Raw genomic sequence first — 25,259 nt, 5'->3', positions numbered from 1 at the left:
TTCGAATGGAAGATCAGAGTTCGATTTCGATGTCGCCCTCAGCAGTGTTGACACAGATCCGAACCGCTTGCCCCGTAGGTTCGGAGATATCCCCGTTACGTAGGTCACGTAAACGCCCCTTCCTCAGGGTACCTACGCACGTATGGCAGATGCCGATTCGGCAGCCGTACGTCAGATCCAGGCCGGCTTCCTCGCCCGCGGCGAGAATCGTTGTGCCGCCGTCGCACTCGACGTCCTTCTCGCTGTTGACGAAGCGCACGGTTCCGCCCTCACCAGCATCGTCTCCACCGCCGATGACGGGCTGGAAACTCTCGTAATGGAAGCGTTCCGACTCGCCCTGGTCTTTCCAGTACGAGCGCAGATCGTCGAGATGCTCGCCCGGACCGGAGCAGAATGCTTCTCGCTCACGCCAATCCGGGACCAGTTCGTCCAGTTCCGACGCCTTCATTCGACCTTCGTCACTGGTGATGCGTAGCTTCACCGTCAGCCCGTCGTGCTTGGCTTCCAGTTGCTCGAGCGTGTCCGCGAACATCAACTGTTCACGGTTGTGTACCGAGTGCACCACGACCACGTCGCGGACCTGGTCGTGATGATCCAGGGATCGCAACATGCTGATGATCGGAGTGATGCCACTACCGGCGCTGATGAACACCATCTTGTCCGGAACCGGACTCGGAATCGTGAACTCACCCTCGACCTCGCTGAGCCGGACGATATCGCCGGTTCTGATGGTACCCACCAGATACGGCGACACTGTGCCGGACGGCACGAGCTTGGGACTGACGCTGACCAACCCGTCCTCCGGGTCCGGATCGGACGTCAACGAGTACGCCCGCCAGTGATAGCGGCCGTCGATCAACACCCCGAGCCGTACGTACTGGCCCGGCGTGTGACCCTGCCACTCGAAACCGGGACGGATGTACACCGACACGGCCTCGGATCCCTCGGGGACCACACGTTCGACCTTGCCGCGGAGCTCACGAGTGGTCCACAGCGGGTTGATCATCGACAGATAGTCGTCGGGCCGGAGCGGATTGAACAACGACCGGACTGCGCGCAGCATCGTCCGTCTCACAAAAGAAACCTGGGGCTTGGCCCCCCGTTCAGCCATACTCAACGGTAACCCCGGGCGGCCTGCCGCGCGCCGGAATTGCTCAGACTCGAATGAGACTGCTACACAACATGAACAGAACGGGGAAATACCGACCGGTCAGCGTGCTCGCGACACTCGGTCTCCCAAGGCGGCACTGACCTTGCCGTACCAGCCCAGCGGCCGGGTACCTCGAGTGGGTACATCCGCCAACAACGCCTCGGCTGTTTCCTCGGCATCGATCTTGTTGTCGCCGATGCCACCGGTCGCCCCGCGCTTGGCCCACCCCACCACGTAACACCCGGGCACCGGAGTGCCGTCGGCCGCGGTGACGCGGCCGCCCTCGTTACGGATGGTGCCGGTGATGTCGTCGAACGGGACGCCCGGCGACGGTGTTCCGCGATAACCGATCGCGAGCAGCACCAGCTCCGTCGAGAGAGTGACCGCGTGTTCACCCACTCCCACCTCGATGGACTCCACCGAGCCCTGCCCGTGCACAGCAGCAGGTGCCCGCCCGAATGCGAACACGATGCGACGCCCGTGCGCGCCGGATCCGAGATCGACTCGGGCCGCGCCGGCCAGCGCCGACGCAGGAGCGGACAACGGCAGCCGGTCGATCGCGTCGAAGATTCCGTCCGGTCCCGCCACGACGACGTCGACTCCGGCGCGATCGACGAGCGCCTTGCACTCCGATCGTGTGAATGCCGCGAACTCCGGTCCTCGTCGCGCCAGGACGACCACCTCTCGCACGCGATTGCGACGGAGCTCTGCCAACGCGTGTGGGGCGATCTCGGTTCCGTTCAGAGAATCGGGATCGGCCGTGAGAATGCGCGCGGCGTCGAGGGCGACGTTGCCGTTGCCGATGATGGTGACGCGGTCGACGCCCGTGAGATCGATGGCGTCGGCGGGGACGTCGGGATGCCCGGTGTACCAGCCGACCAGGGTGCGCGCGCTGACCGAATTGTCGAGATCGACACCGGGAATCTCGAGCGCTCGATCCTTGTCGGCACCGACGGCATAGACGACGGAGTCGAACTTTCGAGCCAGCTCGACGTGATCGACGTCCTTGCCCACCTCGATGCCGAGCTTCATCGTCACGCGTGGGTGCGCGAAGATTCCGCGAAAGTGCTCGCTGATGCGTCGAGTGCCGAGGTGGTCCGGTGCCACGCCGTAGCGCGCCAGACCGCCTGCGGTCGGCAGCCGGTCGTAGAACGTGATCGTGGTTCCCGGCACGCGCAGCAGGGCTTGCGCGGTGTAGCAGGCCGCCGGACCGGTGCCCACGATGGCGATGCTGACCGGAGGCAGCTCGTTGACCGTCGCCACCGGAAAGCGCGGCTCACCCCACTCCGCAACCGCCGGCTTGTCGCGGTAGTAATCCGCGTTGATCTCGGCGTAGATCTGCTGGTCCGGAGTCAACCGGGACACCCGGGTGATCGCGTCGACCGGGCACGCATCCGCACACGCACCGCAGTCGATGCACGATCGTGGATCGATGTAGAGCAGCTCGGTCTTACCGAAATCCGGCTCGTCGGGGGTCGGATGAATGCAGTTGACCGGGCACACCGACAGGCAGGATGCGTCGTTGCAACAGTTCTGCGTGATCGCGAACGGCATGGGTTATCGGATGTCCTTCACGGCCTCGAACAGTGTTTTCTCGAACAGTGTGGTCAGAGCATGTGCAGACGACGGTAGATCATCTCCGCCGGCTTGGTGATCAAACCGCAGTCGAGGAGAAATGCCATCAGATGCTCGCTCGAGGTGCGCATCATCGTGTGGTGGTGGGCGTTGTTCTTCGCTTCCTTCACCGCACGGTCGACGTCGAGGCCAGCTGCTGCGTAGACCTCCTTGTTGACCATGTTGGACACGATCAGTCGAGCGGCGATCGCGACGACGAGCGCACTGGCCTTGCGGCGAGCCGGACTCTTGCCTTCGATGTCTTCACGCATCTGCGCGCGCGCGAAGGTCATGTGTCGCGATTCCTCGACGACGTGGATCTTGCTGGTGGTGCGCACGAGGGGCAGTACGTTCTCGCCGCGCATCCAGTCGCGCTGCATGACGTCGAGAACTTCTTCGGCGACGAGGATGCCGCCGTAGGCGACCTCGGCGGAGGCCAGGGCCTTGAATCCGCGGCCGAGTTCGATGCTCGACCGGCGCGGCAGGTACGCCTTGATGCCCATCTTCTGGCAGGCCCGAGCGAACATGATCGAGTGACGGCACTCGTCGGCGATCTCGGTGAGCGCGAACTGGAAATCCGAGTTGGACGAGTCCTTGCAGTACTGATCGCGCAACACCATCTGCTGCAGGATCATCTCGAACCAGATGCCGGTGCTCATGATCGAGCAGACCTCGTGGCGAGTGAGCGTGATGCGCTGTTCTTCGCTCATCTCGTCCCACAACTTCGTGCCGTAGAGCGTGCTCCACTCCGGATTGAGACCGTAGAGGGACGGATCGAGATCGGCCTCCCAGTCGACCTCTTCGGCCGGGTCGTACGACAGCTGGGCGGCGGAATCGAGCAAACGTGCGGAAACATCCTCGGGCTCGAGGACATCGTTCCTGGAGAGTGTGCTGGTCATCGCCGTCGTTCCTTTCATCGTCGAACAGGAGTGGTTAGCTGTTACGAAGATTACCAGGTACTTCTCGACACAGATAGTCACTCGGGCAGAATCGCCCGAATTCTTTTCGTCGGGGCACCTAGAGTTCGAGCGTGCAGAGAACGAAGAAGCGCCAGTGATCGCAGCACTGAGGTCCGCCCTCGCCCGCACCCCGATGCGCCTCTACGCGGCGGGAATGGTGTCGGCCAACGCCATCGGGGCGGTCATCGTCTTCGTGTTGGCACGGTTCATCCTGCCGCTGCCGGTCGGATCCGAAGAGATCTTGTTCTGCTCTGGAGGTCACTCCGCAGGCTGCGCTCCTGACCGCAATTACCTGGCGTTCTTCGTCTACCTGCCGGTGGCTATTTGCATCGGCATCGCGCTCGGACTTCGCGTCGCGAGACCGCTCGTCGAGTGGCTGCACACCGGCGGCACGCCGTCGGACGAGACCACGATCGCCGTGATCCGGCTACCCCTCCGGCAACTCGGCGTGCACGTTCTGTTGTGGGCGCTCGGTGTGGCGGTGTTCGTCGGCGTCAACGCCTCGGCCGGGGCTGCACTGTCGATCATCGTGGCCATCGCCGTCAGTTTCGGCGGACTGGCGACGTGCTCGCTGGGCTACCTGGTAGCCGAACGCACCCTGCGGCCGATCACCGCGGCTGTGATGGAGGTCAGCGAGGTCACCGACGCCGCGGCACTCGGCGTGAAACTGCGGGTCGTCCTGATCTGGGTACTGAGCACGGCCATTCCTATCCTGGGGCTCGGGCTGATCGGACTCGGCCGACTGATCGACACCGTCATACCCCCGGACGTCGACCTGTCCCCCGCGATGGTCTCGCTCTCTGCCATCGCCCTCGTCGTCGGCTTCGGCGGCATGTTCCTCGTCGGTCGCTCGGTGTCCGATCCGCTGCAGCAGGTGAGCTCTGCCATGCAGCGAGTGGAGGCCGGTGCCACCGATACCCGCGTCGACGTCTACGACGCCTCCGAGATCGGCAGACTGCAGAACGGGTTCAACAAGATGGTCGTCGGTCTCGACGAGCGGGAGCGACTCCGCTCGCTGTTCGGCCGGCACGTGGGCCACGACGTCGCCCAGCGCGCGTTGGCCAGCGCGCCCCGTCTCGGCGGCGAAAACCGAACCGTCGCCGTCCTGTTCATCGACCTGGTCGGCTCCACCGCACTGGCCGAGCGCGAATCCGCCGCGACGGTCGTGGACCTGCTCAATCGATTCTTCGCAGTGGTCGTCGAACACGGCGAGCGCAACGGCGGCTTCGTCAACAAGTTCGAGGGCGATGCCGCCCTGCTGATCTTCGGCGCTCCGGTCGATCATCCCGACCCGGCCACCGCGGCACTACGCACTGCACGCACGCTCGCCGCCGCGCTTCGAGCCGACGGCGGATTCGAGATCGGTATCGGCGTCACGTACGGGCCGGTGATCGCCGGCAACATCGGGGCCGAGTCCCGTTTCGAGTACACCGTCATCGGCGACACGGTGAATCAGGCTGCGCGGCTCACCGATCTCGCAAAAGACGACCCCGACACCGACGTGCTCACATCGTCGACGGTGCTCGAACACGCAACCTCGGACGAGCGGCAATTGTGGGAATCGGGTCGGTCCGTGACCCTTCGCGGGCGATCCGCACCGACGGTTCTGGCGGCTCCGATACTGCGCGGCGAACAGGCGAGCACGCGGTAGAAAATTCGAAGGTTTCCCTTTCGGTGCCGATGGGGCATACCCCCCGAACCAACCCACCCATCGCGCTGGCGCGAGACATTTGCTGGTACAACGTCTCTCGCTCCGAAAGGCACCCATGCCCGCAATTCTGTTCGGCTCCATCAGCACTCTCGTCGACACCTCCGAGCTACAGCGACGCTCGTTCAACGAGGCCTTCGCCGCCCACGATCTGAACTGGAACTGGTCGCAGGACGACTACCGGTCCATGCTCGGATCGAACGGCGGTGCCGACCGCATCAGCGAATACGCGTCGAGCACCGGAACCGAGGTGGACGCGGCCGCAGTGCACGCCACCAAGTCCGAGATCTTCCAGCGATTGATCGGCGAATCCGACGTCAAGACGCGACCGGGCGTGGCCGACACGATCGACTCCGCGAAAGCGAACGGGTTGAAGGTCGGCTTCGTGACCACGACCTCGCGAGAGAACATCGACGCACTGCTCGCTGCCCTGTCTCCCGAGCTCACCGCCGATTCGTTCGACATCATCGTCGACGCCTCCTCGGTCGACGCAGGCAAGCCCGACCCCGCGTCGTACGAATTCGCCTTGAAGACGTTGGGCGAGAACGCGTCCGACAGTGTGGCCATCGAGGACAACGCCGGCGGAGTCAAGGCGGCAGCGGCAGCGGGCGTCACCTGTGTCGCGTTCCCGAACGAGAACACTGCCGGTACCGATTTCGGCTCGGCCACCGACACCGTCGATGCACTCGATCCCGAGCGCGTCCGCGCCCTGATTTCAGCCTGAGCGGAGCCTGCGGAGTGAGCACTTTGCCCGATCCTTCATCCATCTCAGGAGCAACAAGTGAGTAATCTTCAGGCCCAGGTCGTCGCCGGCGACAGATCGTTTCGTGTCGAGGGATACGAGCGGATCGAATACGACTTGATCTACGTCGACGGAGTGTTCGCGATCGAGAACACCGAATTGGCCGACAGCTACCGTCCGTACGGGCGCGCCCTGATGGTTGTCGACGAATCGGTGCACGCCATCTACGGCGACCGGATCAGTGCATACTTCGATCACCACGGCATCGCCTTGACAGTGGTGCCGGTGCACATTGCGGAGACCGCGAAATCACTCGAGACGTTCGAGCGCATCGTCGGCGAATTCGACGCGTTCGGTCTCGTGCGAACCGAGCCGGTCCTCGTGGTGGGTGGTGGACTGACCACGGACGTAGCCGGTTTCGCGTGCGCGAGTTACCGCCGAAACACTCCCTACATCCGCATTCCCACCACGTTGATCGGCCTGATCGATGCGAGCGTCTCGATCAAGGTGGCCGTCAACTACGGCAAGCACAAGAATCGTTTGGGTGCCTACCACGCCTCGCAGAAGGTGCTGTTGGACTTCTCCTTCCTCGGCACACTGCCCGAGGATCAGGTCCGCAACGGGATGGCGGAGCTCATCAAGATCTCCGTGGTCGGCAACCTCGAGATCTTCGAGTTGCTCGAGCAGTACGGCCCGGAACTGCTACGCACCCGGTTCGGCCACCTCGACGGAACTCCTGAGTTGCGTTCGGTCGCAGACCGTTTGACGTACTCGGCAATCGCGACGATGCTCGAGCTCGAGGCCCCCAACCTGCACGAGATCGACCTCGACCGAGTCATTGCATTCGGGCACACGTGGAGCCCCACTCTCGAGCTCACGCCGCCCGCGCCGTTCTTCCACGGCCACGCGATCAACATCGACATGGCCCTGTCGACGACGGTCGCCGAACAACGCGGCCACCTGTCGACGGCCGATAGAGACCGCGTGCTCGGAGTCATGAGCAGCATCGGACTGGCATTGGACAGCCCGTACCTGACACCCGAGTTGCTCACCGAGGCAACAGCATCCATCCTCAAGACTCGGGACGGGATTCTGCGTGCCGCGGTGCCCGACCCGATCGGCACCTGCCGCTTCCTCAACGACCTGGAACCTCGCGAACTGGCCGATGTCCTGTCGTTGCACAAGAAGATCTGTCTGGACTTCCCACGGGCGGGCGAGGGTCTCGACATGTTCACCGCACCCACGCCGTGACCGATGCTGCCATGACGCCGCGTCCGGTCACCCCGACGACGATCCTGGCGCGCGAGCTCAGCGAGATAGCCGCGCTACTCGACGCCGACGCCGGGGTGACCGACGAGCTGACCACCCGTGTTCATCGGGCCCGCGATCTCGCCGCGGGACTCGACCCGTATCTCGACACCTGCACCACCTCCGAATCTGCGGCACTGGCCACGTTGGCGTCGCGGACCCGCTCTGCGGATTGGGGATCACGCGACGTGGTCTCCGGTTCCGGGCCCCTGGAGATGGAAATGCTCTCCGGCCATGTGGAAGGACGCTTCCTGGCGTTTCTCGTGCACATGACGCGGGCGACTCGGGTGCTCGAGATCGGTATGTTCACCGGTTACTCGGCGTTGGCGATGGCCGAGGCGCTGCCCGCGGGCGGCGAGGTCGTCGCCTGCGAGGTGGATCCGTACGTGGCCGAGTTCGCGCAGTCCTGCTTCGCGGAATCGACTGCAGGATCTGCCATCTCGGTGCAGGTAGGGCCTGCGCTCGACACTCTTCACGGGCTCGACGGGACGTTCGACCTGGTGTTCGTCGACGCCGACAAGAGCGGATACCGCGGGTACGTGGAGTACCTGCTCGATAGCGATCTGCTCTCCGACGGTGCCGTGATCGCCGTCGACAACACCCTGTTGCAGGGTCAGCCCTACGCTCCGCAGCCGAACGAGAACGGCCGGGCCATCGCCGAGTTCAACGACTATGTCGCGAACGACCCTCGCGTGGAGCAAGTTCTGATTCCGTTGCGCGACGGTGTGACACTGATCCGGCGCACATGATCCGCACCGTTGCGGCGCTGATCGGCCTCACGGTCACCCTCCCCGTCGACCTCGCGGCGGTGGGGGTGGCCGCGCTGCGCGGTACCCGGCCCGTCGCCCATCGAACCGATTCGCCCAGAACGATTCTGATCAGTGGCGGCAAGATGACCAAAGCCTTGCAACTCGCACGGTCCTTCCATCTCGCCGGCCATCGGGTGATCCTCGTGGAATCGGCGAAGTACCGCTGGACCGGACATCGTTTCTCCCGCGCTGTCGACCGTTTCCATTGCATTCCCGACCCGGGTGATTCGGGATATGCGCAGGCTCTGCTGGACATCGTGCGCCGCGAGGGCGTCGACGTCTTCGTGCCCGTGGCAAGCCCGGCCGCGAGTATTCACGACGCCGACGCGCGTGCACTCCTCGATGCGCACTGCGAGGTGATCCACGGCGACGCGGATACCGTACGGATGGTCGACGACAAGTCCCGATTCTCCGAGCACGCAGCGTCATTGGGACTCCGTGTTCCCGACTTCAAGCGCATCACCGACCCCGCCCAGATCGACGAATTCGACTTCGCGCCGGGCCGTGAGTACATCCTCAAACGGATCTCGTACAACCCGGTCGGCCGAATGGATCTGACGCGGTTGACGGCGCACACGCCGGAACGCAACTCCTCGTTCGCCCGGAGCCTGCACATCACCGAGGACGACCCGTGGATCCTGCAGGAATTCATCGCCGGACAGGAGTACTGCACGCACGGCACGGTGCGCGAGGGTCGCCTGCAGGTGTACGGCTGCTGCGTGTCGTCCGCCTTCCAGGTCAACTACGAGATGGTGGACAAGCCCGAAATCCTGCGCTGGGTAGAGACATTCGTCTCCTCGCTCGACACCACCGGGCAGCTGTCGTTCGACTTCATCGAGTCCACCGCCGACGGCCGGATCTACGCCATCGAATGCAACCCGCGCACCCACTCGGCCATCACGATGTTCTACGACCACCCCGACCTGGCTGCCGCGTACCTCGACGACGGGCATGCCGAGATCGTGCCGCGTGCGACGGCCCGGCCGACGTACTGGATCTACCACGAGCTGTGGCGTCTGATCACCGAGGGTGATCGACTATCTCGGCTCCGCACCATCTTTCGAGGCAAGGACGCCATCCTCACCGGTTGGGATCCCCTGCCGTATCTGTTGGTACATCATCTTCAGATTCCGTCGTTGCTGATCCGGAACCTCCGCGAGCGGCGTGGCTGGTCCCGAATCGATTTCAACATCGGCAAACTCGTGGAAAACGGAGGCGACTGATGACGTTGTCGGTCGTGGTGCTCGTCGGGTCCTCGGTGGACCGCTTTCACAGTGATCTCTCTCGGGTCTACGCCGGCGGCTTCCTGGACGCCCTCGGCACGAACCCCGCGTACGGTTTCCAGATCGCGTTCGTCTCTCCCGGCGGCCTCTGGAGTTTCCCCACCGATCTCGACGATTCGAGTATCGCTGCGGCGCAGCAGATGCCGTTGGCACAGGCGGTGGAGCACATTGCGGTGCGAGACTTCGACGTCATGGTTCCGCAGATGTTCTGCATGCCGGGTATGACGACGTACCGCAGCCTGTTCGATCTACTGGGCGTGCCCTACCCCGGCAACGGTCCGGACCTCATGGCGTTGACGGCGAACAAGGCCCGCGCCCGCGCCGTCGTCGCGGCGGCCGGCGTGCGTGTTCCCGACGGCGTGGTCGTCCGATCCGCCGACGACGTGATGGACCTCGCCCTGCCGGTCGTGGTCAAGCCCGTGGATTCGGACAACTCGATGGGTGTCTCGCTGGTCAACGAGTCCGACGGGCTGGCACCCGCGATTCGAGAGGCTCTGACGTATTCGTCTGCTGCACTGGTGGAGACGTACGTTCCACTGGGTCGTGAAGTTCGGTGCGGGATCATCGTCCGAGATGGCGAACTCGTGTGCTTGCCCCTCGAGGAGTACGCCGTCGACTCCGTCCGCAGTAGTGCGGACAAGTTGAATCGCACATCCGACGGCGATCTCTACCTGGTCGCGAAAGAGCAGACCAGAGCGTGGACGGTCGACGTCTCGGATCCGATCACCGAAAAAGTCTGGGCAGCAGCACGATCGAGTCACATCGCACTGGGATGTCGGCACTACGGCCTGTTCGACTTCCGCATCGACCCGGACGGCGAGCCGTGGTTTCTCGAAGCCAGCCTCTACTGCTCCTATTCGCCGTCCAGCGTGTTGGCGGTGATGGCCGCGGCCGCGGGCATCACCGTCGAAGAATTGTTCGCATTCGCGCTCGAAGAACTGCCGGTGAAGGAGTCGTCGTCATGACGTTGGGAATCGAGATGGCCGATCTGAACTTGGAATCGGTTTCGGTAGAGCAACTTCGAGAGCTCCTCGCCGAACACGGGGTGTTGATCCTGCCGAACCAGCCCGTCGACGATCAGCGCTTCCTGGCGTTCCTGCGCCGGTTCGGAGAGTTGATGTTCACCGAAGGCGAGACGCCTGTTCCCGACTGTCCGGATCTGAACGTCATCAGCAACGTCGGCCGCTCCACGCCGCCGAAGTCCACGTTCCACGTCGACACCACCTACATTCCGAATCCACCCGCCTACACTGCGTTACGCGCGGTCGAAGTTCCCGCGGCCGGAGGCAGTACGTTGTTCAGCGACCAGTACGCCGCATACGAGACGCTTCCAGCGGAAGTGAAGGAGCATTTGACCGGGCGCACGGTGACGCACAGAGTGACCGGCGTGGCGTCGGATTCCGATTCTTCCGCCGACCATCCCCTCTTCGCCGTTCACCCGATATCCGGACGCACCGCACTGTCGCTGTCCGCGCCCGCTCGCTGTGTCGCGATCAGCGGACTGACCGAAGACGAAGCACGAGACACCGTTCGCTACCTCGTGGAGCATTCCACGAGGGAGGACAACCTGCTGCGGCACAACTGGTCCCCCGACGACATAGTGATGTGGGACAACAGGTGTGTGATGCACCGCGCCGATCACAGCGGGGTGGTCGGTAACCGGGTGATGCACCGCGGGATGGTGGCGAGCACCCACCCGACTGCCTCCGTGTGACCGATGACTCAAAGATTTGCCGCCGCGGCGAACGCCCGGAGAATCGAGTCATGACTTCCCCCTTGGCGATCAGCCGCGAAACAGCCGTCGGCGCCGAAGCTCGTCTGTCCTGGATCCTGTCCGGACTGGCAGGCATGGTGGGTGCGGTCGCGTTCCTGCATTCCGCCGGCTACTTCGTGACATTCATGACCGGCAACACCGAACGAGCCGTCGTCGGACACTTCGGCCATCCGGAGGGCAAGGAGGTGGCACCTGGGGCGTCACCCTGGGCCGCGTTGGCCCTCATGGCCGCGTTTCTCGGCGGCGTGATCGTCTCGTCGATCTGTCGGCGCCGCTACTGGTCCAACCACCCCCATGGAGCGACGGTGTTGACCACCGTTGCGCTGGGAGCGGCGGGTCTGATCGACATCGCTGTCTCCGGGTGGTCGTCGGCAAACGTGAACTTCTACCCGATCCTCCTCGTCGCCTTCGCGCTGGGCGCGTTGAACACCGCATTCACGAAGAAGGAGGAGACGTACATCCCGCTCACTTACGTCACCGGAACGGTGGTCAAGCTCGGCCAGGGAATCGAGCGTCACCTCTTCGGCGGCGGAACACACTACGACTGGCTCTGCTACGCAACGCTTCTGGGCTCCTTCGCGGCGGGAGGTGCTGTCGGTGCGTTCATCGGCGTCGTGATCACCGGGCCGCAGGTGCTACTGCTCACTGCGCTCATCAGCTTCGGTGCAACGATCTTCACGTTCACCCACACCGAACGGAACTCGTTGCTCGGCTGATCGGTGGCTGATCGGCTAATCGGTGACCATCGGGGATGCGCCGACGATCGTGCGCAGCATTCGGTCGACGACGGGACGTGGCAGCCGCGATCCGATCAGCACCTGCCTCCCCACGAGACCCTCGATCATGACGACGAGCATCTCCGCATCCCCCTGGGAGTCTTCGGATTCCAACGACGCGACTATCCACTGGGTGTACGCGACGAACGCGGCCCGCTGAGAGTCGAACAGATCGCGGATTTCCCGATCATGTTGCGCTTCACCGAGCAAGATGCTGCGCGCGATCACTCTTTTCGTTGCTTCTCCGGTGGTCATCGCCTCGATGAAGTCGATGATGCGGTTCACGACGATGTCCACGGTGAGTGGTTTGACGTCGACCAGACCACCGAAGGTCGCGCCGGCAGTGTCGTAGTCGCGGGCGAACAACAGCTCGAGCGCCAGGTGCAACAGTCGTCCGCGAGTGGGCGCGTGGTAGTTGACCGACCCGGGGCTCAATCCTGCTGCAGCGTCGACCGCCCGGTGCGTCAAGCCGCGAAAACCTTGCGTTGCCAACACTTCGATTGCTGCCGCGGCGATTTCGTCGCGCCGACGCACTCTCGACTCGTCGTCCTTGGGACGGGCAGGACTCATACCACGGAGTCTAGTGCCCCACCATTGACAGTTGCCGAAGTCACGTCATAGTCTCAACCGATGTTGAGGAACCCCGCCCGATGAGCCGCGGCCCGTCGCGACGACAAATGATGGTGGGTGCCGCCGCGGCTGCAGCCACGGCTGTGTTCGGCCCCGCGGCACGAGCGGCCGCAACTCCCGGCACCGGTTCGAGTGAAGACTGCGGCGAGCGGTACCAGGGCTACCGCGACATCGACCGAGGACGGCCCTATGCCCATTTCTTCGCCGCACGGACGACACCGGCACCGGCCGTCGTGACCGACGCAGTCGGGGGGCCGCCGATAGCGCCCGAGTGGGTCCCGCACTTCGATTCCATCACAACCGATCTCGCGCCGACGGGATATTCGGCGATCGAAACCGGCTACGGACGACGCGCCGACGGCATGACGTTCGTGGCGGTGCGCACCGCGATGCCCCGGGTCACGGCAGCGATGTGGGATTGGTGGTTCGGTTGGCATTCCGCCGAGGCGGCCCGCTACAAACTGTGGCACCCCGATGCCCACCTCCACGCCGCGCTCGCCGAGGACCGCACGGTCCACGCGATTCAGGACAGGGCGAAGTACATCGGCAACACATCGTTCGTGGACGAGTACGTCGGCCCGAAGCTTCAGCAGCTGGGTATCGGCTTCCGTGACCCTGTTGCACACGGTTTCGACGTTCCCGCAGACCAGACGGTCGTCTTCGGCCGAGTGGGAAGTTCCATCGCACCGGTGGATCTGGGCTGGCTCGCCCATCAGGTTCGGCCGGTACAGGGCGGTGCCGAGATGCGCAGCCGCTTCTATCTGAACCTACGAGGATTGCACGTTCCCGATCCGAAGCAGGCCGTGTGCGCAGTTCGCCGGGGTACGTCCGTGGATCCGAGCGACCTCGTTCTCGGACTCGACCTCGCCCGAGATCTGCTGCTGCACTGCGGACAGGAGATGAACCACCTCGCAGGGTTTCTGCCGGAGCTGCACGCAGAGTTCGGCGGTTGATCCGTCCACGAGGGGCAGCTAGTGACCCAAGAAGACTTTCGCCAGCACGATGAGCGCCGCGACGACGGCAGTGGCAAGCCCGATCACCAGGGCCCGAAACGTCGGACGGTTCCCGCGAACTCGTTCCGTGACAATCGGTATGGTGGCGATTCGTACGACGATCACCGCACCGGCCAGCAGTTCGGCCCATTGTGCCGGAAGCACCGACAGCCACCCGAGCGCCAGCATCGCCGCCGGAAACGTCCCGGAGCTCAGAATGGGGACGGCATCCCGGAATTCCTCGATGGCCTCGAACGTGCGCTGTTCGTCCGTCGCATCACCGTGCGCCTCCGGTATCTGGCTCCCGGCGACGAAATCGGCGAATACATGCGCGAGAAAAGTCGTTGCCGCAGTGGCCGCTACGAGAACAGCCGCCGTCCCGTGCCCGATGGAACTCGGCGTGGAGGCGGCAACCGCGGCGAGGACCAGGATGTTGCCGTAGATGTACGCCGAGAGCCTCCTGGCCGCCCGAACGGGCGTCAAGGGGCCGTCGGACCGGGTGACCAACCGACGGTAGAGATGGGTGCCACCGGGGCGGTGTCCGGGATCGGTCATGGTGCAGATCGTCGCACGTCGCCGGCGATCGGTCGACGAATCATCCCTGCTGGTCGGCCAACCACTGCCGAATATCGTCCGTGACGGGCTCGACCATGTCGTCGTACTCGTGATGTTCGCCGACGAACGCGGCCACCAACGGACAGATCGGGACGGCGTGCTTGTTCTCGGAACGCGTCGCGTCGAGCGCGTGTCGAACGACGATCGTGGCCAGACCACGTCCGCCGTAGGCCGCATCCACTTCGGTGTGGAAGAAGACGCGCCTGCCCTGCTCGTCGTCGGCGAACTCGGTGAAGCCGACCTGCGTGCCCTCGACCGAAATCGTGAACCTGTCCGCCTGCTGGGCGATCTCGACCTCGGCACCGGTTTTGTCGACCGTCATCGACGCTCCCCTTCTCTCGATGGCACGCCCCAGTCGGTTGGGTACGCGGTCGGGTCAGCCTACCCAGCTGTATACCGAAACCCAGTCCAGCAACAGATGCCCGTTGCTGTTTCCGGTGCCGTTGGTCTCGGTCTGCAGTTCCCAGCGCATCGGACCCGAGGGAACCCACTTGGTGCTGTCCAGAACCACGGTGTCGTCGAGGATGTAGCGAACGCGACCCGGGGACCATTCGATGGTGTACGTGTGCCAATCGGTGAAGTTCGCGCCGATGTTCCGAGCGACGTCCTGGCAGCCGCCGACGCACGAACCGGCACCCGAGTAGTGATGGAATCCGCCGACCTGCCCCGCGAGACTTCCTTCGGGAAAGTCCATTTCGCCGTCCGCAGGCCATCTTTCGGACTGCGGCCACAGCAGCCATGCAACGTAGTACTCGGCCAGAGTTGCCGAGTCGACCTTGAATCGCGCTGTGTATCGTCCGTATGTCTGGTTCTGCCCTGCCGCGTTGATCACCGGCGAGACGCTGGCACCGGCCGGGACACCGTCGACATTGTGCAATCCGTAATCGAGCAGGCCGTCGTGCGTGGACAGCACGGCGTCCGCTCGGTACGGGCGCTTCTGATAGGTGTCCTTGTAGCACTTGGGGTACGTACGCCACTGCTGATTCTGAGCACCGACGTAGACGATCTTGGTGGGATCGCAGTCGTTGGCCCAACTGCCGACGGCGGAAGGCTTCGCGAAGTCGTCGACGAAGATCTGCTTCCAACCGGGTAGGTCGCCCACCGGCGCTGCCACCCCGCTGGGAGTGGTGGACGGAGTGGTCGGTGGCGTCGTGGGGGGTGGCGTCGTGGGCGGTGTCGTCGGAAACGGCGTGGTCGCGGTGATCCACTTCTGAGCAGCAGAGCCGTTGCATTTCGCCAACACCGGTCGGTTTCCGTTGACCTCACGCGAATTCTGAATGCACAGGCCGGTCTTCTGCAGCAACGAGATCGAGCCGTCCCCCCGGATCGACCATTGCTGCGCGGGCTTGCCGTTGCACGCCCACGTCGTCAACGCGACGCCGGCCGCCGCATAGCCCGATGCCGGCGACAAGCATCGGCCCTGCACTCGAATCGTGGCGTCCTCGGTACCGGTCCACGTCTGCGCGCCGGTACCGTTGCAATCCCAGATCTGGACGGGATTGTTCTGTCCGGTGAGACCGCCCTTGTTGTCCAAGCAGAACCCTGCGGGCGTCTTGATCTGTCCCGAGGTGGCGGCGGCGGCCTGCGGCGCGTGAACTACGAAAGCCGAAAGTAATACGGTGGTTCCGAGCGTCACCAGGGAACGCTTCAGAACAGCACGGCCCGAAACAGTCATGGTTTCATCCTTCGAGAGACCGAACATCGCATTGGATACACGGCGGATAAATACAATTGATTACCGGCATCTCGAATCATAGGGATGATTCAGACATTGCGCAGTGAATTCGCATTCACCCTGAAACGCCTGCTCAGAGGCGTAATTCAAAGAAATACGACCGGTACGAATTAGCGATTAAATATTAAACTAGTTGCTCCGGATCGAAAATCTCTGCACGCGAATCGAAATGTCGAGCAAATCATGCATTTGGACTTTTTGGGACGTCATATCGATCATTTCGCTGGCAAACGAGCACATCGCCAGCCCCGTGCAGGATCCGGCGCGGCAATTCGAGGGACGGTGCGCACAGCATCGCGGCTTCCCGAGCACCGGGTCCGGAAAGCGGCACCGAACACCCTCTGTACGGTGGAGCGAAGGACCTCGACCGCGCATCACAAGGGAAAGGAACTTCATGGATCGGCCACAGAGGCTGGAGAAAGACCCGAACAAAGGCTTCGTAGCGCTGCTGGGCTGGAGTTTGGCCGCAGTGGAAGCCCTGGACGCGTTCGATCGACGCTACGTCGTCGTCGCGCCCGAGTGGGCCGAGGCGTACTGCACCGAGCATGACATTCCGTACCTACCGTGGAACTTCGAGCGACTCAACGACAGGTCGCTCGAGATCGCGGAGACTCTCCGAGACAAAGGCGTCGATGTCGCGATACCGCTGTACGAGGAGACAGTCGAGTGGGCCGGTGCCATCAATTCCGTGCTGCTGGGCAATCCGAGGTTGTTCGGCCAGGCGATGCTGCTCCGAGACAAGGCACTGATGAAGCGCCGCGCACAGCTCGGTGGCATTCGTGTCGGCATCTTCGAGGAAGCACACGATCGTGAGGACGTCATCCGCTTTCTGCGTCGGGTGAACCAGACGCTGCTCAAACTCGACGGTGACCCGAACGACCCCATCCACCTCAAGGCCTTCGACAAGGCAGGATGCCTGGGCCACCGCGTAATTCGGACTCCCGACGAAGTCGACTCCATCCCGGACGAGGAGTTCCCGGTACTGATGGAGTCGCATCTCGACGGCTGGGAGTTCGCCGTCGAGGCGTGGATCCACAACGGAAAGATCAAGTTCCTCAACATCTCCGAGTACGTCACTCTCGGGTATTCGGTGTTCGTCCCCGCCACGCCGGAGCTCGAGAAGTACCGCGAGCAGATTACGGTCCAGATCGAGAAGCTCATCAAGGCGTTCGACATCGAGTTCGGGTTCATCCATCCGGAGTACTTCGTCACCAGCGACGGAGAGATGTACTTCGGCGAGGTTGCCTACCGCCCACCAGGTTTCAAGGTGTTCGAGCTCCTCGAGCGGGCGTACGGCTTCAACGCTTACCAGGGCCTGGCTCTCGCCTTCGACCCGAAGACCACCGAAGAAGAGATCGACGCCTTCTTCCCGCGCGAGGTGGTCGATGCCACCGGTCACGCGGGATGCTTCGGTGTGTACCCACGGCGACGCGTCGTCAGCGATCTCGTCATCCCCGACGTGACCGCCGACGACGACTACTACGAGACCAACGACCTGTCGGCACCGGTCGAGGAAACCGTCACCAAGAGAACGGCTTTCGGTACCCACTGGGGCTTGCTGTACTTCTTCGGCGATGATCCGTACCGGATGCGCGACCTGCTCAAGCAACAGGAAGAACTGGACTTCTACGTGTGAAGCAGCAACTCGGCAACGACCACGAACCCACGACGCAGACGATGAACGACGCTGCACCGATCGACAAGGCTCTGGTGTCGCGGCTGGCGCAACTCGATCACGCCGTCGACGCGCTGGCCGCCGCACCGGAGTTCAGCAAGAGCACCAAGGTGCGACGGGTTCTGGATTCTGTGCACCGAGTGTTGTTGCAGCCCGGCGGTTGTGGCGCGGTACGCGAACGCGCCGCGGTGCTGGAGAACGCCGGGCTGTTCGCCGGTACGGACTGGGCGCAGCCGGACATTCTCGTTCCCGCGTTCGTGGGTCCGAGCCTGCGCAGTGGCAACGACGACACCGTGGTTCTCGAAGCAGCCAGCGAGTTGCGGATGGTCGCGATCGTCGCCGGTGAGTACGAGCATCCCGCAGTGACAGCTGACGATGCGCGACGCTTCCTCTCCCAGGTACTCGCCCTGAACCTCGAGGTGTTGTTCACCCCGCCCTCGGAATCGGAACGAGTCCGTTCGGGTCGGACAGCACATCTGATCCGCGATCTCTTCGGCTACGTTGCCGGGGAAATCTGCTACGACAGTGTGCTGGACGAATTGCTCGAAGAGATCTGGCGGATTCTGCGTCAGCGTCCGATCCAGGTCGACACCATCAAGTCCATGGTCACGCGCATTGCGATCTATCGCGACGACCCGACCGTCGATCTCGGCACGTCCGGTCAGGGACTCGATCGGTTGACCACGGCGTTGTTCGGCACCACGGACGCGTGCCGCGAGGACCCGGGCGTGGAGGTCTACCGGAACCGGCTCGAGGCCATGGACGTCGAGGCACTGCAGTTCGAGGCCCGCGGTTTCGCCCGGGCGATGCACGACACCGGTCTCGTTTCGCCGTACCACGCCACACTCACGCAATATCTCGTCGACCACTACTCGTATGTCCTGCCCGAGGCCTTGGGGCTGTCCGACACCGGGCGTACGTGCCTCACTCGCTACCCGGAATTGGTCCACCGTCTGATCGAAGAAACCGTGTATCCCGAGACGGCGCAAAGTCTCTACGGATTGGCACTGCTCCTCGACCGCGGAATCCTGCATCAGCCGCCGATCGTGCCGTCCCTGTGGCGTCAACTATCGCTCACTCTCGCGCCCGCAGTGCGAGAACGCTTGATCACCACTTTCGGTCCGGTTCCGGCACCGGAGTCGCGATTGCTCGGTGGGTTGCTCTCCATGCTCGGTCAACCGCTCGGTGTCGGCCAGGGCGACAATCCCACGTGCCAGTCGGCGCGCGCGCTGTCGATGTGGGCGTACAACGATCCCGACTACCTGCTGCAGATGGTGGTGTGGGCGGCACGAGACGAAGAGATCGTCATGCACTTCGAGGGCCAGTCGATCTCGTCCGTCGACAGCGAAAGTGGTGTCGCGACCTCGGATCCGGTCGATCTGGACCCGGCATCGCTCATTCTGGTTCCGCACCTGGACCGGATCTACGCCGAGATGGTCCGACGCTGCGCCGACAGACCGGGCGATCCGCATCGCTGGGTCAATCCCGAATTCCACGGGTGGTGGTCGGCCCGCGAGTTCCATATCGACGTGGACGTCGCGACCGGAAATCTGGTCGATCTCGATGGTTTCCTGCGGCAGTTCCATGCCGCTTATCACCCCGAGTACAACGGCCATCAGCCGCTGATCCACCCGCAACCCGCCGGGGTGGCCGTAACCGACAGCGCTGCACGGTATGTGGGGTGGCACGCCATCGCCATTCTGCGGGTTGCCCCCGATCCCGACGGCGTCATGCGGGTCTACTTCTTCAATCCCAACAACGACAGTGGGCAGGATTGGGGTGACGGAGTCGTCGTCGGAACGGCAGGGAACGGCGAACGCGCGGGCGAAGGCTCGCTACCGTTCGAGCAATTCGCGTCTCGCCTGTACATCTTCCACACGGACCCGTTGGAAAAGGGTGAGCCGGAGAAGATTCCGAACGCGGACATCGACACGATCGTCGGTTACATCGAACGCAGTTGGGGTGCCGAGCGCTCGGCGCGGGCCGCGTATCAGCCGTTCCAGGAGTAGACCGAGACCCAGTCCAGGATCAGATTGCCCTCGCTGTTTCCGTCTCCCTTGGTTTCGGTCTGCAGCTCCCATCGCATCGGCGTGGACGGCACGAAGTCGGTCGAGTCCAACACGACCGTGTCGTCGAGGAGGTACCGGATCCTTCCCGGTGACCATTCCATGGTGTAGGTGTGCCAGTCGGTGAACTGCGCGCCGATGTCGAGGGCAGGCGTTTTGCACCCGTCGGCGCACGAGCCTTCGCCCGAGAAATGATGGAACCCACCGACGTTGCCCGACAGCGCACCTTCCGGGAAATCGAACTCGCCGTCGTACGGCCAATTCTCGGATTGCGGCCAGAGCAACCATGCCGCGTAGTACTCGGACAGATCCGGTGAATCGACTTTCAGACGCGCCGAATATCGTCCGTACGTCTGATACTGGTCGGCACCGATCAGTGGGGAGATACTCGCTCCGGCCGGAACGCCGTCGACCTGACCGAGGTGGTACTGCAGAGCGCCGTCGGCAGTGGACAGCACTGCATCGGGCCGATACGGCCGCTTGTCGTAGGTGTCGGGATAGCACGACGGATACGTGCGCCACTGCTGGCCCTCGGCTCCGGTGTAGACGACCTTCGAGGGGTCGCATTGATTGGACCAACTGCCGGTGGCGGACGGGGCGGTGAACTCGTCGACGAATATCTGCTTCCAGCCGGGAATATCCCCGGTGGGTGCAGCAATTCCGCCGGGGTTGTCGGCGGTGGGTTCCGCGGCCGCTACCGGTGTCCATGTCTGCACCGACGAGCCGTCGCATTCGGCCAGCACGGCCACACGCCCAGAGGTCTGCCGTGCGTCGTCCGCGAGACAGAGGCCGGTGCCCGTCAGAGCGATCGCACCGGATTCGCCCGCCGTCCAACCGGCGACCCCACTGTCGTCGCAACTACCGAGGACAACAGGTACACCGGCTGCGGTCTCGCTGTTCTTCGGCACCAGGCACTGCGATTGCGACCGAACCGTGCCGTCGGCCTCGGCGACTACTTGCTGCGCCGGCGTTCCGTTGCACGTCGCGAGACGGATGGTGTCGGTGTCACTTCCATCGAGGCAGAGCTTGTCGGGAGACTCGATCTGCCCGGTGAAGGTCACTGCAGACGGTGTCGCCGTGTCCGTGGTCCCGGAGAACGCGCCGCAGCCCACGACGAGTACGGACACGATCGCCAGCGTCCCCGAGGCGGCAAGAGTCCTCCCCGTGCGGCAACCGCTACCCCACCGACCGAGACGCGAACGTGCACGAACAATCCGCATCGGGGTCGTCCCCATCGTTGCCTCCAAAGTGACGATCCGTCCCAGCCGAGGGTACAGATCGTCAGCAGGAGCAACTTTCGAGAAGCTTACGGAGCGAGATCAGTCCTTCTTGTCGAGCGATTCGGGCTTGTGCACTGCGTCCTTTCCGGACTTGTCACTTTCGACGCGGTACTGCGGGTCGTCTTTCGAGGCTTTGACCTTGCGGCCGGCGGCTTCGGTCTCGGAGGTGATCTTCTCCTGCACCGTTCCCTCGGTGGTAGTTCCGTGGGTCTGCCATTCGACCTTGTCGCCCTTGTGCAAATCGTCCTTCGACATGTTCCGGTGATCCCTTCGTCGGTGGTCTGTCCATCGACACTTACCCACGAGCGCGTCGGCGCAATCAGCTGGATCCCAGAGCCGGAGCCAGTGTGGTGAACCAGGCCTCTCGCAACTGGTCCTCGAACAGCGGCCAGGTATGCGCACCTTCGTCGCGCATGGATACCGTCGCCGGAACGTCGGCCCGACGCAGGGCGTCGACGAAGATGGATGTGCAGTAGTTGACCATCGCTTCGACCGCCATGCCGCCGAACGGCGGAACGGCACCGTCGGGAATGCGATCCACGGCGCCGGGCGCACCGCGTGACGAGCTCACGTACACCGCCGTTCCACGAAGTCGTTCGACATTGAGCGACGGGTCGTGGTCTCGCCATCCCTGACTTCCCGGCAACCCCCACATGTTGAACGGGTTGTTGAGTCCGCCGGCGATCATGGCCGAGATGCCTGCGGTGGCAAGCGGATTGGACGGTGCCGGGCATCCGCTGAACGACGCGGCCGCGTCGAACACGTCGGGAGCCTGGATCGCCAGATCCAACGCCGGGCCACCGCTCATCGACAGCCCCGCGACGCCGCGCTTGCCCGTCGAGCCGTAGGCGGCGTCCACGGCCGCGGGTAGTTCACGGCTCAGATAGGTCTGCCAGAGGTTTGTCCCCAGCACCGGATCGGTTGTCTGCCAATCGGTGTAGAAGCTGAACCGACCGCCGATCGGTGCGACGACGGTGACGTTCTTGTCGAGAAAGAACTGTTCGACGCCGGAGTTGTTGAGCCAGCCGACCCCGTCCTCGTTGCCGAGGGCACCGTTGAGCAGAACCAGCGTGGGAGCGGGCCCACCTCCGGGCGAGTGCAGCACCTCGTTGGAGATGACCCGATTCATGGACGGAGAGAACACGTTCAGCACCGCGCGCGTTGCCGACACCTGGTGGATTCCGACGGCCCCGACTGCCGCATCGGCCGATCCGGTCGTGCCCGGCAGCGCCTGCGCCGGGTTTCCGGCCAACACTATCGACGCCAGTACGGCCGCCGTCACCACCGCGGTGGATCGAGTCAGCTTCTTTCTCATCTGTCCCACAGGCAACATCAGCACCATACGAGGGTTGCACGAATTCCGCTTTCGACCGCTAACGATCCGATTACAAAACCGCCCGGTCCGTTCGCTGTTTCCCGATAACTCTACGAACCTGCGGTACGAATTCGAGTGGCGCGCAGCGTCAGATGATGCCGCTCGGCCACCGAGGACGCCGACTCGGCCGCCCGCACGAACAGCTCGGCCGCCAACCGGAGATCGCCGGCCTTCTCGTGCAGATGCGCAGCCACCGCGTGGTACCGCGGTACTGCGGAATCGACGGCGGCGAGCGCCGCGAGTCCGGCGGCCGGGCCGTCCGCTTCCCCCACCGCGACAGCTCTGTTGAGCCGTACTACCGGACTGTCGGTGATCGCGAGCAACTCGTCGTACCACTCGACGATCTGTACCCAGTCCGTGTCCTCGACCCGTTGTGCATCGGCATGCAGGGCGGCAATGGCGGCTTGTATCTGGAACTCGCCCAGCCGATCCCGAGCGAGCGCCGCCTGCAGAATCCGAACTCCCTCGGCTATCGAGACGGTGTCCCAGCTCGACCGATCCTGCTCGGCCAAGGGAATCAGCCGGCCGTCGGATCCGGTTCTCGCAGCGCGCCGGGCGTGGTGCAACACCATCAACGCCAACAGTCCAGCGGTCTCCGCGTCGTCGGACAGGGTCGCGAGCTGCCTCGTCAACCTGATCGCCTCGGCCGCGAGATCGACGTCGCCGGTATACCCCTCGTTGAACACCAGGTACAGCACCCGCCGAACCGTCGAGAGGTCACCCGGAGCGTCGAAACGGACGTCACGCACCGCCCGTTTGGCTCGGCTGATGCGCTGGGCCATGGTTTTCTCCGGCAGCAGATACGCCTGCGCAATCTGCCGCGTCGTCAGACCCCCGACTGCACGCAACGTCAGCGCTACCGCTGCTGCGGGTGTCAGCACCGGGTGCGCGCAGAGGAAGAACAACTGCAGTGTGTCGTCGACGCCATGGACACTGCCCGGTTCCGGCTCGGCCGCAACCCGGTTCTCTCGATCCCGTCGAGCCTTCTCCGACCGCTGGGAGTCGAGAAATTTGCGCCACGCCACGGTGACGAGCCACCCCTTCGGGTCGGACGGCGCGTCACCCGCCCCTGCCGACGCTCCCCACACCGAGGCCGCCTGCACCAACGCCTCCTGGACGGCGTCCTCGGCCGCCGCGAAATCTGCTCCACGGTGGACGAGGACGCCGATCACGGACGGAGTCAGCATCCGCAGCGCGTGAGGATCCACGAGTGCCGTCACTCGTCGATCGTGGCGGGGGCCTCCATGAACGGACGTAGCTCGAGCCATTCGCCGATCGGCTCACCACCGGCACCGGGTGCTGCCGAGAGCTGCCCCGCGAGTTCGAGTGCGCGGTCGTAGGACTCGACGTCGATGACCATCCAACCTGCGATCAAGTCCTTGGTCTCCGCGAACGGACCGTCGGTGACCGGGGGCTTTCCGGCCCCGTCCGACCGCACCCACGTTCCCTCGGGGGCCAGGGCCTGCGCGTCGACGAACTCGCCCGTCTTCTCGAGCTCGGCGGCGAAGTCTTGCATGAACTGGATATGGTCGTGCACTTCGGCCGGGGTCCACCGGTCCATCGGAATCCAGCCGGCAGGCTCGGGGGCCCCGCGGTAATGCTTGAGCATGAGGTACTTGGCCATGATGTCTCCTAGCGTCGGATGCAGTCATTCTTTCTGCATTCGCCCCTGGGACGGAGCCGGTCGGCCGATATCTACATACTCGACCGAGAAACTTCACCGCATCGTGCGTCCGACCGAACCGAGCATCTGGGTTGCCTCGACCACGCGTGCTGCCATGGCCGACTCGGCCGGCTTGCCCCACGATCGGGGGTCGTAGGCCTTCTTGTTGCCGTACTCGCCGTCGATCTTGAGAACCTGGTCGTACTTGCCGATCATGTGGCCCGCGATGGACCTGGTGAACGCATACTGGGTGTCGGTGTCGATGTTCATCTTGATCACCCCGCTCGCCACTGCCGACGCGATATCGGCGGCACTCGAGCCCGATCCACCGTGGAAGACCAGATCGAACGGCTTGTCCTTTCCGGTTTCGGCACCGACGACCGACTGGATCTCGTCGAGAATCTCGGGACGTAGATGTACCGAGTCCGGGTTGTAGACACCGTGGACATTGCCGAAAGTCAGCGCCGTCATGTAGCGACCACGCTCGCCTGCACCGAGCGCGGCGATCGTGGCGCGGGCGTCGTCGACGGTGGAGTACAGCTGCTCGTTGATCTCGTGAGACACCCCGTCTTCTTCCCCGCCGATCACTCCCACCTCGATCTCGAGAATGGTGTCGGCCTGGACCGACAGATCGAGCAGTTCCCGTGCGATACGCAGGTTCTCGTCGAGCGGCACAGCGGAGCCGTCCCACATGTGTGATTGGTACAGCGGTGCCAGGCCGCGCGAGCGCCGTTCGATCGCGTCGGACAGCAGTGGGCGCACCCAATCGTCGAGGTTCTCGGCGGGGCAGTGATCGGTGTGCAGGGCCACCGAGATCGAATAGTGCTGCGCCACTTCGTGGGCGTACTGCGCGAGCGCCTTGGAGCCGGCGAAGCGGTTCTGCACGGCATTGCCGGACAGGTACAGCGCGGTGCCGACCGACACCTGGATGATGCCGTCGCTCTCGGCTTCGGCGAATCCCTGCAGCGCCGCGTTGAGGGTCTGTGAGCTGGTGACGTTGATCGACGGGTACGCGAACCCGCCCTCCTTCGCGCGGTCCAACATGGCGACGTACTGTTCCGGACTGGCAATCGGCATGGGCTGTTCTCTCTTTCGGGTGCGGCTG

24 protein-coding genes are annotated in these 25,259 nt (G+C 63.9%); 11 read left to right on the top strand and 13 right to left on the bottom strand.

The window, feature by feature from the left end; genetic code table 11:
* Positions 1-13: 13 nt before the first annotated feature.
* The 3 genes from CH268_RS01755 to CH268_RS01745 form a co-directional block, all read right to left on the bottom strand.
* Complete coding sequence (locus CH268_RS01755; protein WP_052066505.1) at positions 14-1,111, bottom strand: ferredoxin reductase; 1,098 nt, start codon at positions 1,109-1,111, stop codon at positions 14-16.
* Positions 1,112-1,210: 99 nt separating this feature from the next.
* The gene (locus CH268_RS01750; protein ID WP_094662166.1) at positions 1,211-2,704 is read right to left on the bottom strand and encodes an FAD-dependent oxidoreductase; all 1,494 of its coding nucleotides are present in this window, start codon (positions 2,702-2,704) and stop codon (positions 1,211-1,213) included.
* Between the two features lie 53 nt (positions 2,705-2,757).
* Positions 2,758-3,663, bottom strand: coding sequence for an AurF N-oxygenase family protein (locus CH268_RS01745; protein WP_027495752.1), 906 nt, complete (start codon positions 3,661-3,663; stop codon positions 2,758-2,760).
* A gap of 154 nt (positions 3,664-3,817) precedes the next feature.
* Here CH268_RS01745 and CH268_RS01740 point away from each other — a divergent pair, with 154 nt between their 5' ends.
* The 8 genes from CH268_RS01740 (at position 3,818) to CH268_RS01705 (ending at position 12,063) form a co-directional block, all read left to right on the top strand.
* Positions 3,818-5,374 carry an adenylate/guanylate cyclase domain-containing protein gene (locus CH268_RS01740; RefSeq protein ID WP_141215073.1) on the top strand — a complete coding sequence of 519 codons (1,557 nt, stop codon included), beginning with the start codon at positions 3,818-3,820 and terminating at the stop codon, positions 5,372-5,374.
* Between the two features lie 115 nt (positions 5,375-5,489).
* Positions 5,490-6,155, top strand: a complete 666-nt coding sequence (locus CH268_RS01735) for an HAD-IA family hydrolase (RefSeq protein WP_094662161.1) — start codon at positions 5,490-5,492, stop codon at positions 6,153-6,155.
* A gap of 57 nt (positions 6,156-6,212) precedes the next feature.
* Positions 6,213-7,424, top strand: a complete 1,212-nt coding sequence (locus tag CH268_RS01730) for a sedoheptulose 7-phosphate cyclase (protein WP_027495749.1) — start codon at positions 6,213-6,215, stop codon at positions 7,422-7,424.
* Positions 7,425-7,435: 11 nt separating this feature from the next.
* Entirely contained in the window at positions 7,436-8,230 is a 795-nt protein-coding gene (locus CH268_RS01725; RefSeq protein ID WP_094662211.1) for an O-methyltransferase, read from the top strand.
* Positions 8,227-9,513 (top strand): ATP-grasp enzyme, encoded by a 1,287-nt coding sequence (locus CH268_RS01720; protein ID WP_094662159.1) that lies wholly within the window; start codon positions 8,227-8,229, stop codon positions 9,511-9,513. The genes CH268_RS01725 and CH268_RS01720 overlap by 4 nt, the downstream gene beginning before the upstream one ends.
* Positions 9,513-10,538, top strand: coding sequence for a D-alanine--D-alanine ligase family protein (locus tag CH268_RS01715; protein ID WP_094662157.1), 1,026 nt, complete (start codon positions 9,513-9,515; stop codon positions 10,536-10,538). The genes CH268_RS01720 and CH268_RS01715 overlap by 1 nt, the downstream gene beginning before the upstream one ends.
* Complete coding sequence (locus CH268_RS01710; protein ID WP_094662155.1) at positions 10,535-11,287, top strand: TauD/TfdA dioxygenase family protein; 753 nt, start codon at positions 10,535-10,537, stop codon at positions 11,285-11,287. The genes CH268_RS01715 and CH268_RS01710 overlap by 4 nt, the downstream gene beginning before the upstream one ends.
* Positions 11,288-11,337: 50 nt before the next feature.
* Positions 11,338-12,063 (top strand): YoaK family protein, encoded by a 726-nt coding sequence (locus CH268_RS01705; protein ID WP_094662153.1) that lies wholly within the window; start codon positions 11,338-11,340, stop codon positions 12,061-12,063.
* Between the two features lie 15 nt (positions 12,064-12,078).
* On the opposite strand, the gene CH268_RS01700 is transcribed toward CH268_RS01705, so the two are convergent.
* A complete protein-coding gene (locus CH268_RS01700) occupies positions 12,079-12,693 on the bottom strand; it encodes a TetR/AcrR family transcriptional regulator (protein ID WP_217900891.1) in 615 nt (204 codons plus the stop codon).
* A gap of 80 nt (positions 12,694-12,773) precedes the next feature.
* Between CH268_RS01700 and CH268_RS01695 the strand changes: the two genes are divergently transcribed.
* Positions 12,774-13,706: a DAPG hydrolase family protein gene (locus CH268_RS01695; RefSeq protein WP_230595363.1), complete on the top strand. Its 933-nt coding sequence runs from the start codon at positions 12,774-12,776 to the stop codon at positions 13,704-13,706.
* An 18-nt stretch (positions 13,707-13,724) separates the two neighbouring features.
* Here CH268_RS01695 and CH268_RS01690 read toward each other — a convergent pair whose 3' ends face one another.
* The 3 genes from CH268_RS01690 to CH268_RS01680 are packed head-to-tail and all read right to left on the bottom strand — an operon-like array spanning position 13,725 to position 16,035.
* On the bottom strand, positions 13,725-14,300 hold the full coding sequence (locus tag CH268_RS01690) for a hypothetical protein (RefSeq protein WP_045842080.1): 576 nt from the start codon (positions 14,298-14,300) through the stop codon (positions 13,725-13,727).
* A 40-nt stretch (positions 14,301-14,340) separates the two neighbouring features.
* Entirely contained in the window at positions 14,341-14,682 is a 342-nt protein-coding gene (locus CH268_RS01685; protein WP_032366803.1) for a GNAT family N-acetyltransferase, read from the bottom strand.
* A gap of 54 nt (positions 14,683-14,736) precedes the next feature.
* Entirely contained in the window at positions 14,737-16,035 is a 1,299-nt protein-coding gene (locus tag CH268_RS01680) for a glycoside hydrolase family 16 protein (RefSeq protein ID WP_032399288.1), read from the bottom strand.
* A 454-nt stretch (positions 16,036-16,489) separates the two neighbouring features.
* Between CH268_RS01680 and CH268_RS01675 the strand changes: the two genes are divergently transcribed.
* Entirely contained in the window at positions 16,490-17,731 is a 1,242-nt protein-coding gene (locus CH268_RS01675; RefSeq protein ID WP_027495739.1) for an ATP-grasp domain-containing protein, read from the top strand.
* A 41-nt stretch (positions 17,732-17,772) separates the two neighbouring features.
* Positions 17,773-19,779, top strand: a complete 2,007-nt coding sequence (locus CH268_RS01670; protein WP_094662207.1) for a hypothetical protein — start codon at positions 17,773-17,775, stop codon at positions 19,777-19,779.
* Here the strand turns inward: CH268_RS01670 and CH268_RS01665 are convergent.
* From CH268_RS01665 to fbaA, 6 genes are all read right to left on the bottom strand, one after another.
* Positions 19,761-20,963 carry a ricin-type beta-trefoil lectin domain protein gene (locus tag CH268_RS01665; RefSeq protein WP_255182265.1) on the bottom strand — a complete coding sequence of 401 codons (1,203 nt, stop codon included), beginning with the start codon at positions 20,961-20,963 and terminating at the stop codon, positions 19,761-19,763. The two genes, CH268_RS01670 and CH268_RS01665, sit on opposite strands and share 19 nt — an antisense overlap.
* 192 nt (positions 20,964-21,155) lie before the next feature.
* The gene (locus tag CH268_RS01660) at positions 21,156-21,371 is read right to left on the bottom strand and encodes a DUF2945 domain-containing protein (protein WP_027495736.1); all 216 of its coding nucleotides are present in this window, start codon (positions 21,369-21,371) and stop codon (positions 21,156-21,158) included.
* A 64-nt stretch (positions 21,372-21,435) separates the two neighbouring features.
* Entirely contained in the window at positions 21,436-22,431 is a 996-nt protein-coding gene (locus tag CH268_RS01655) for an alpha/beta hydrolase (RefSeq protein ID WP_176457817.1), read from the bottom strand.
* Positions 22,432-22,541: 110 nt separating this feature from the next.
* Positions 22,542-23,699, bottom strand: coding sequence for an RNA polymerase sigma factor (locus CH268_RS01650; RefSeq protein WP_094662203.1), 1,158 nt, complete (start codon positions 23,697-23,699; stop codon positions 22,542-22,544).
* Between the two features lie 8 nt (positions 23,700-23,707).
* A complete protein-coding gene (locus CH268_RS01645) occupies positions 23,708-24,115 on the bottom strand; it encodes a YciI family protein (protein WP_032366806.1) in 408 nt (135 codons plus the stop codon).
* 93 nt (positions 24,116-24,208) lie between these two features.
* Complete coding sequence (gene fbaA / locus CH268_RS01640) at positions 24,209-25,231, bottom strand: class II fructose-bisphosphate aldolase (RefSeq protein WP_032367298.1); 1,023 nt, start codon at positions 25,229-25,231, stop codon at positions 24,209-24,211.
* Positions 25,232-25,259: the final 28 nt, after the last annotated feature.

The sequence above is a fragment of the Rhodococcus sp. 06-1460-1B genome (genome assembly GCF_002258475.1).
In the GTDB taxonomy this organism is placed as follows: Bacteria; Actinomycetota; Actinomycetes; order Mycobacteriales; family Mycobacteriaceae; genus Rhodococcoides; species Rhodococcoides fascians.
The sequence above is the reverse complement of the archived record's forward strand: the minus strand, read 5'-3'. Positions and strand labels throughout refer to the sequence as shown.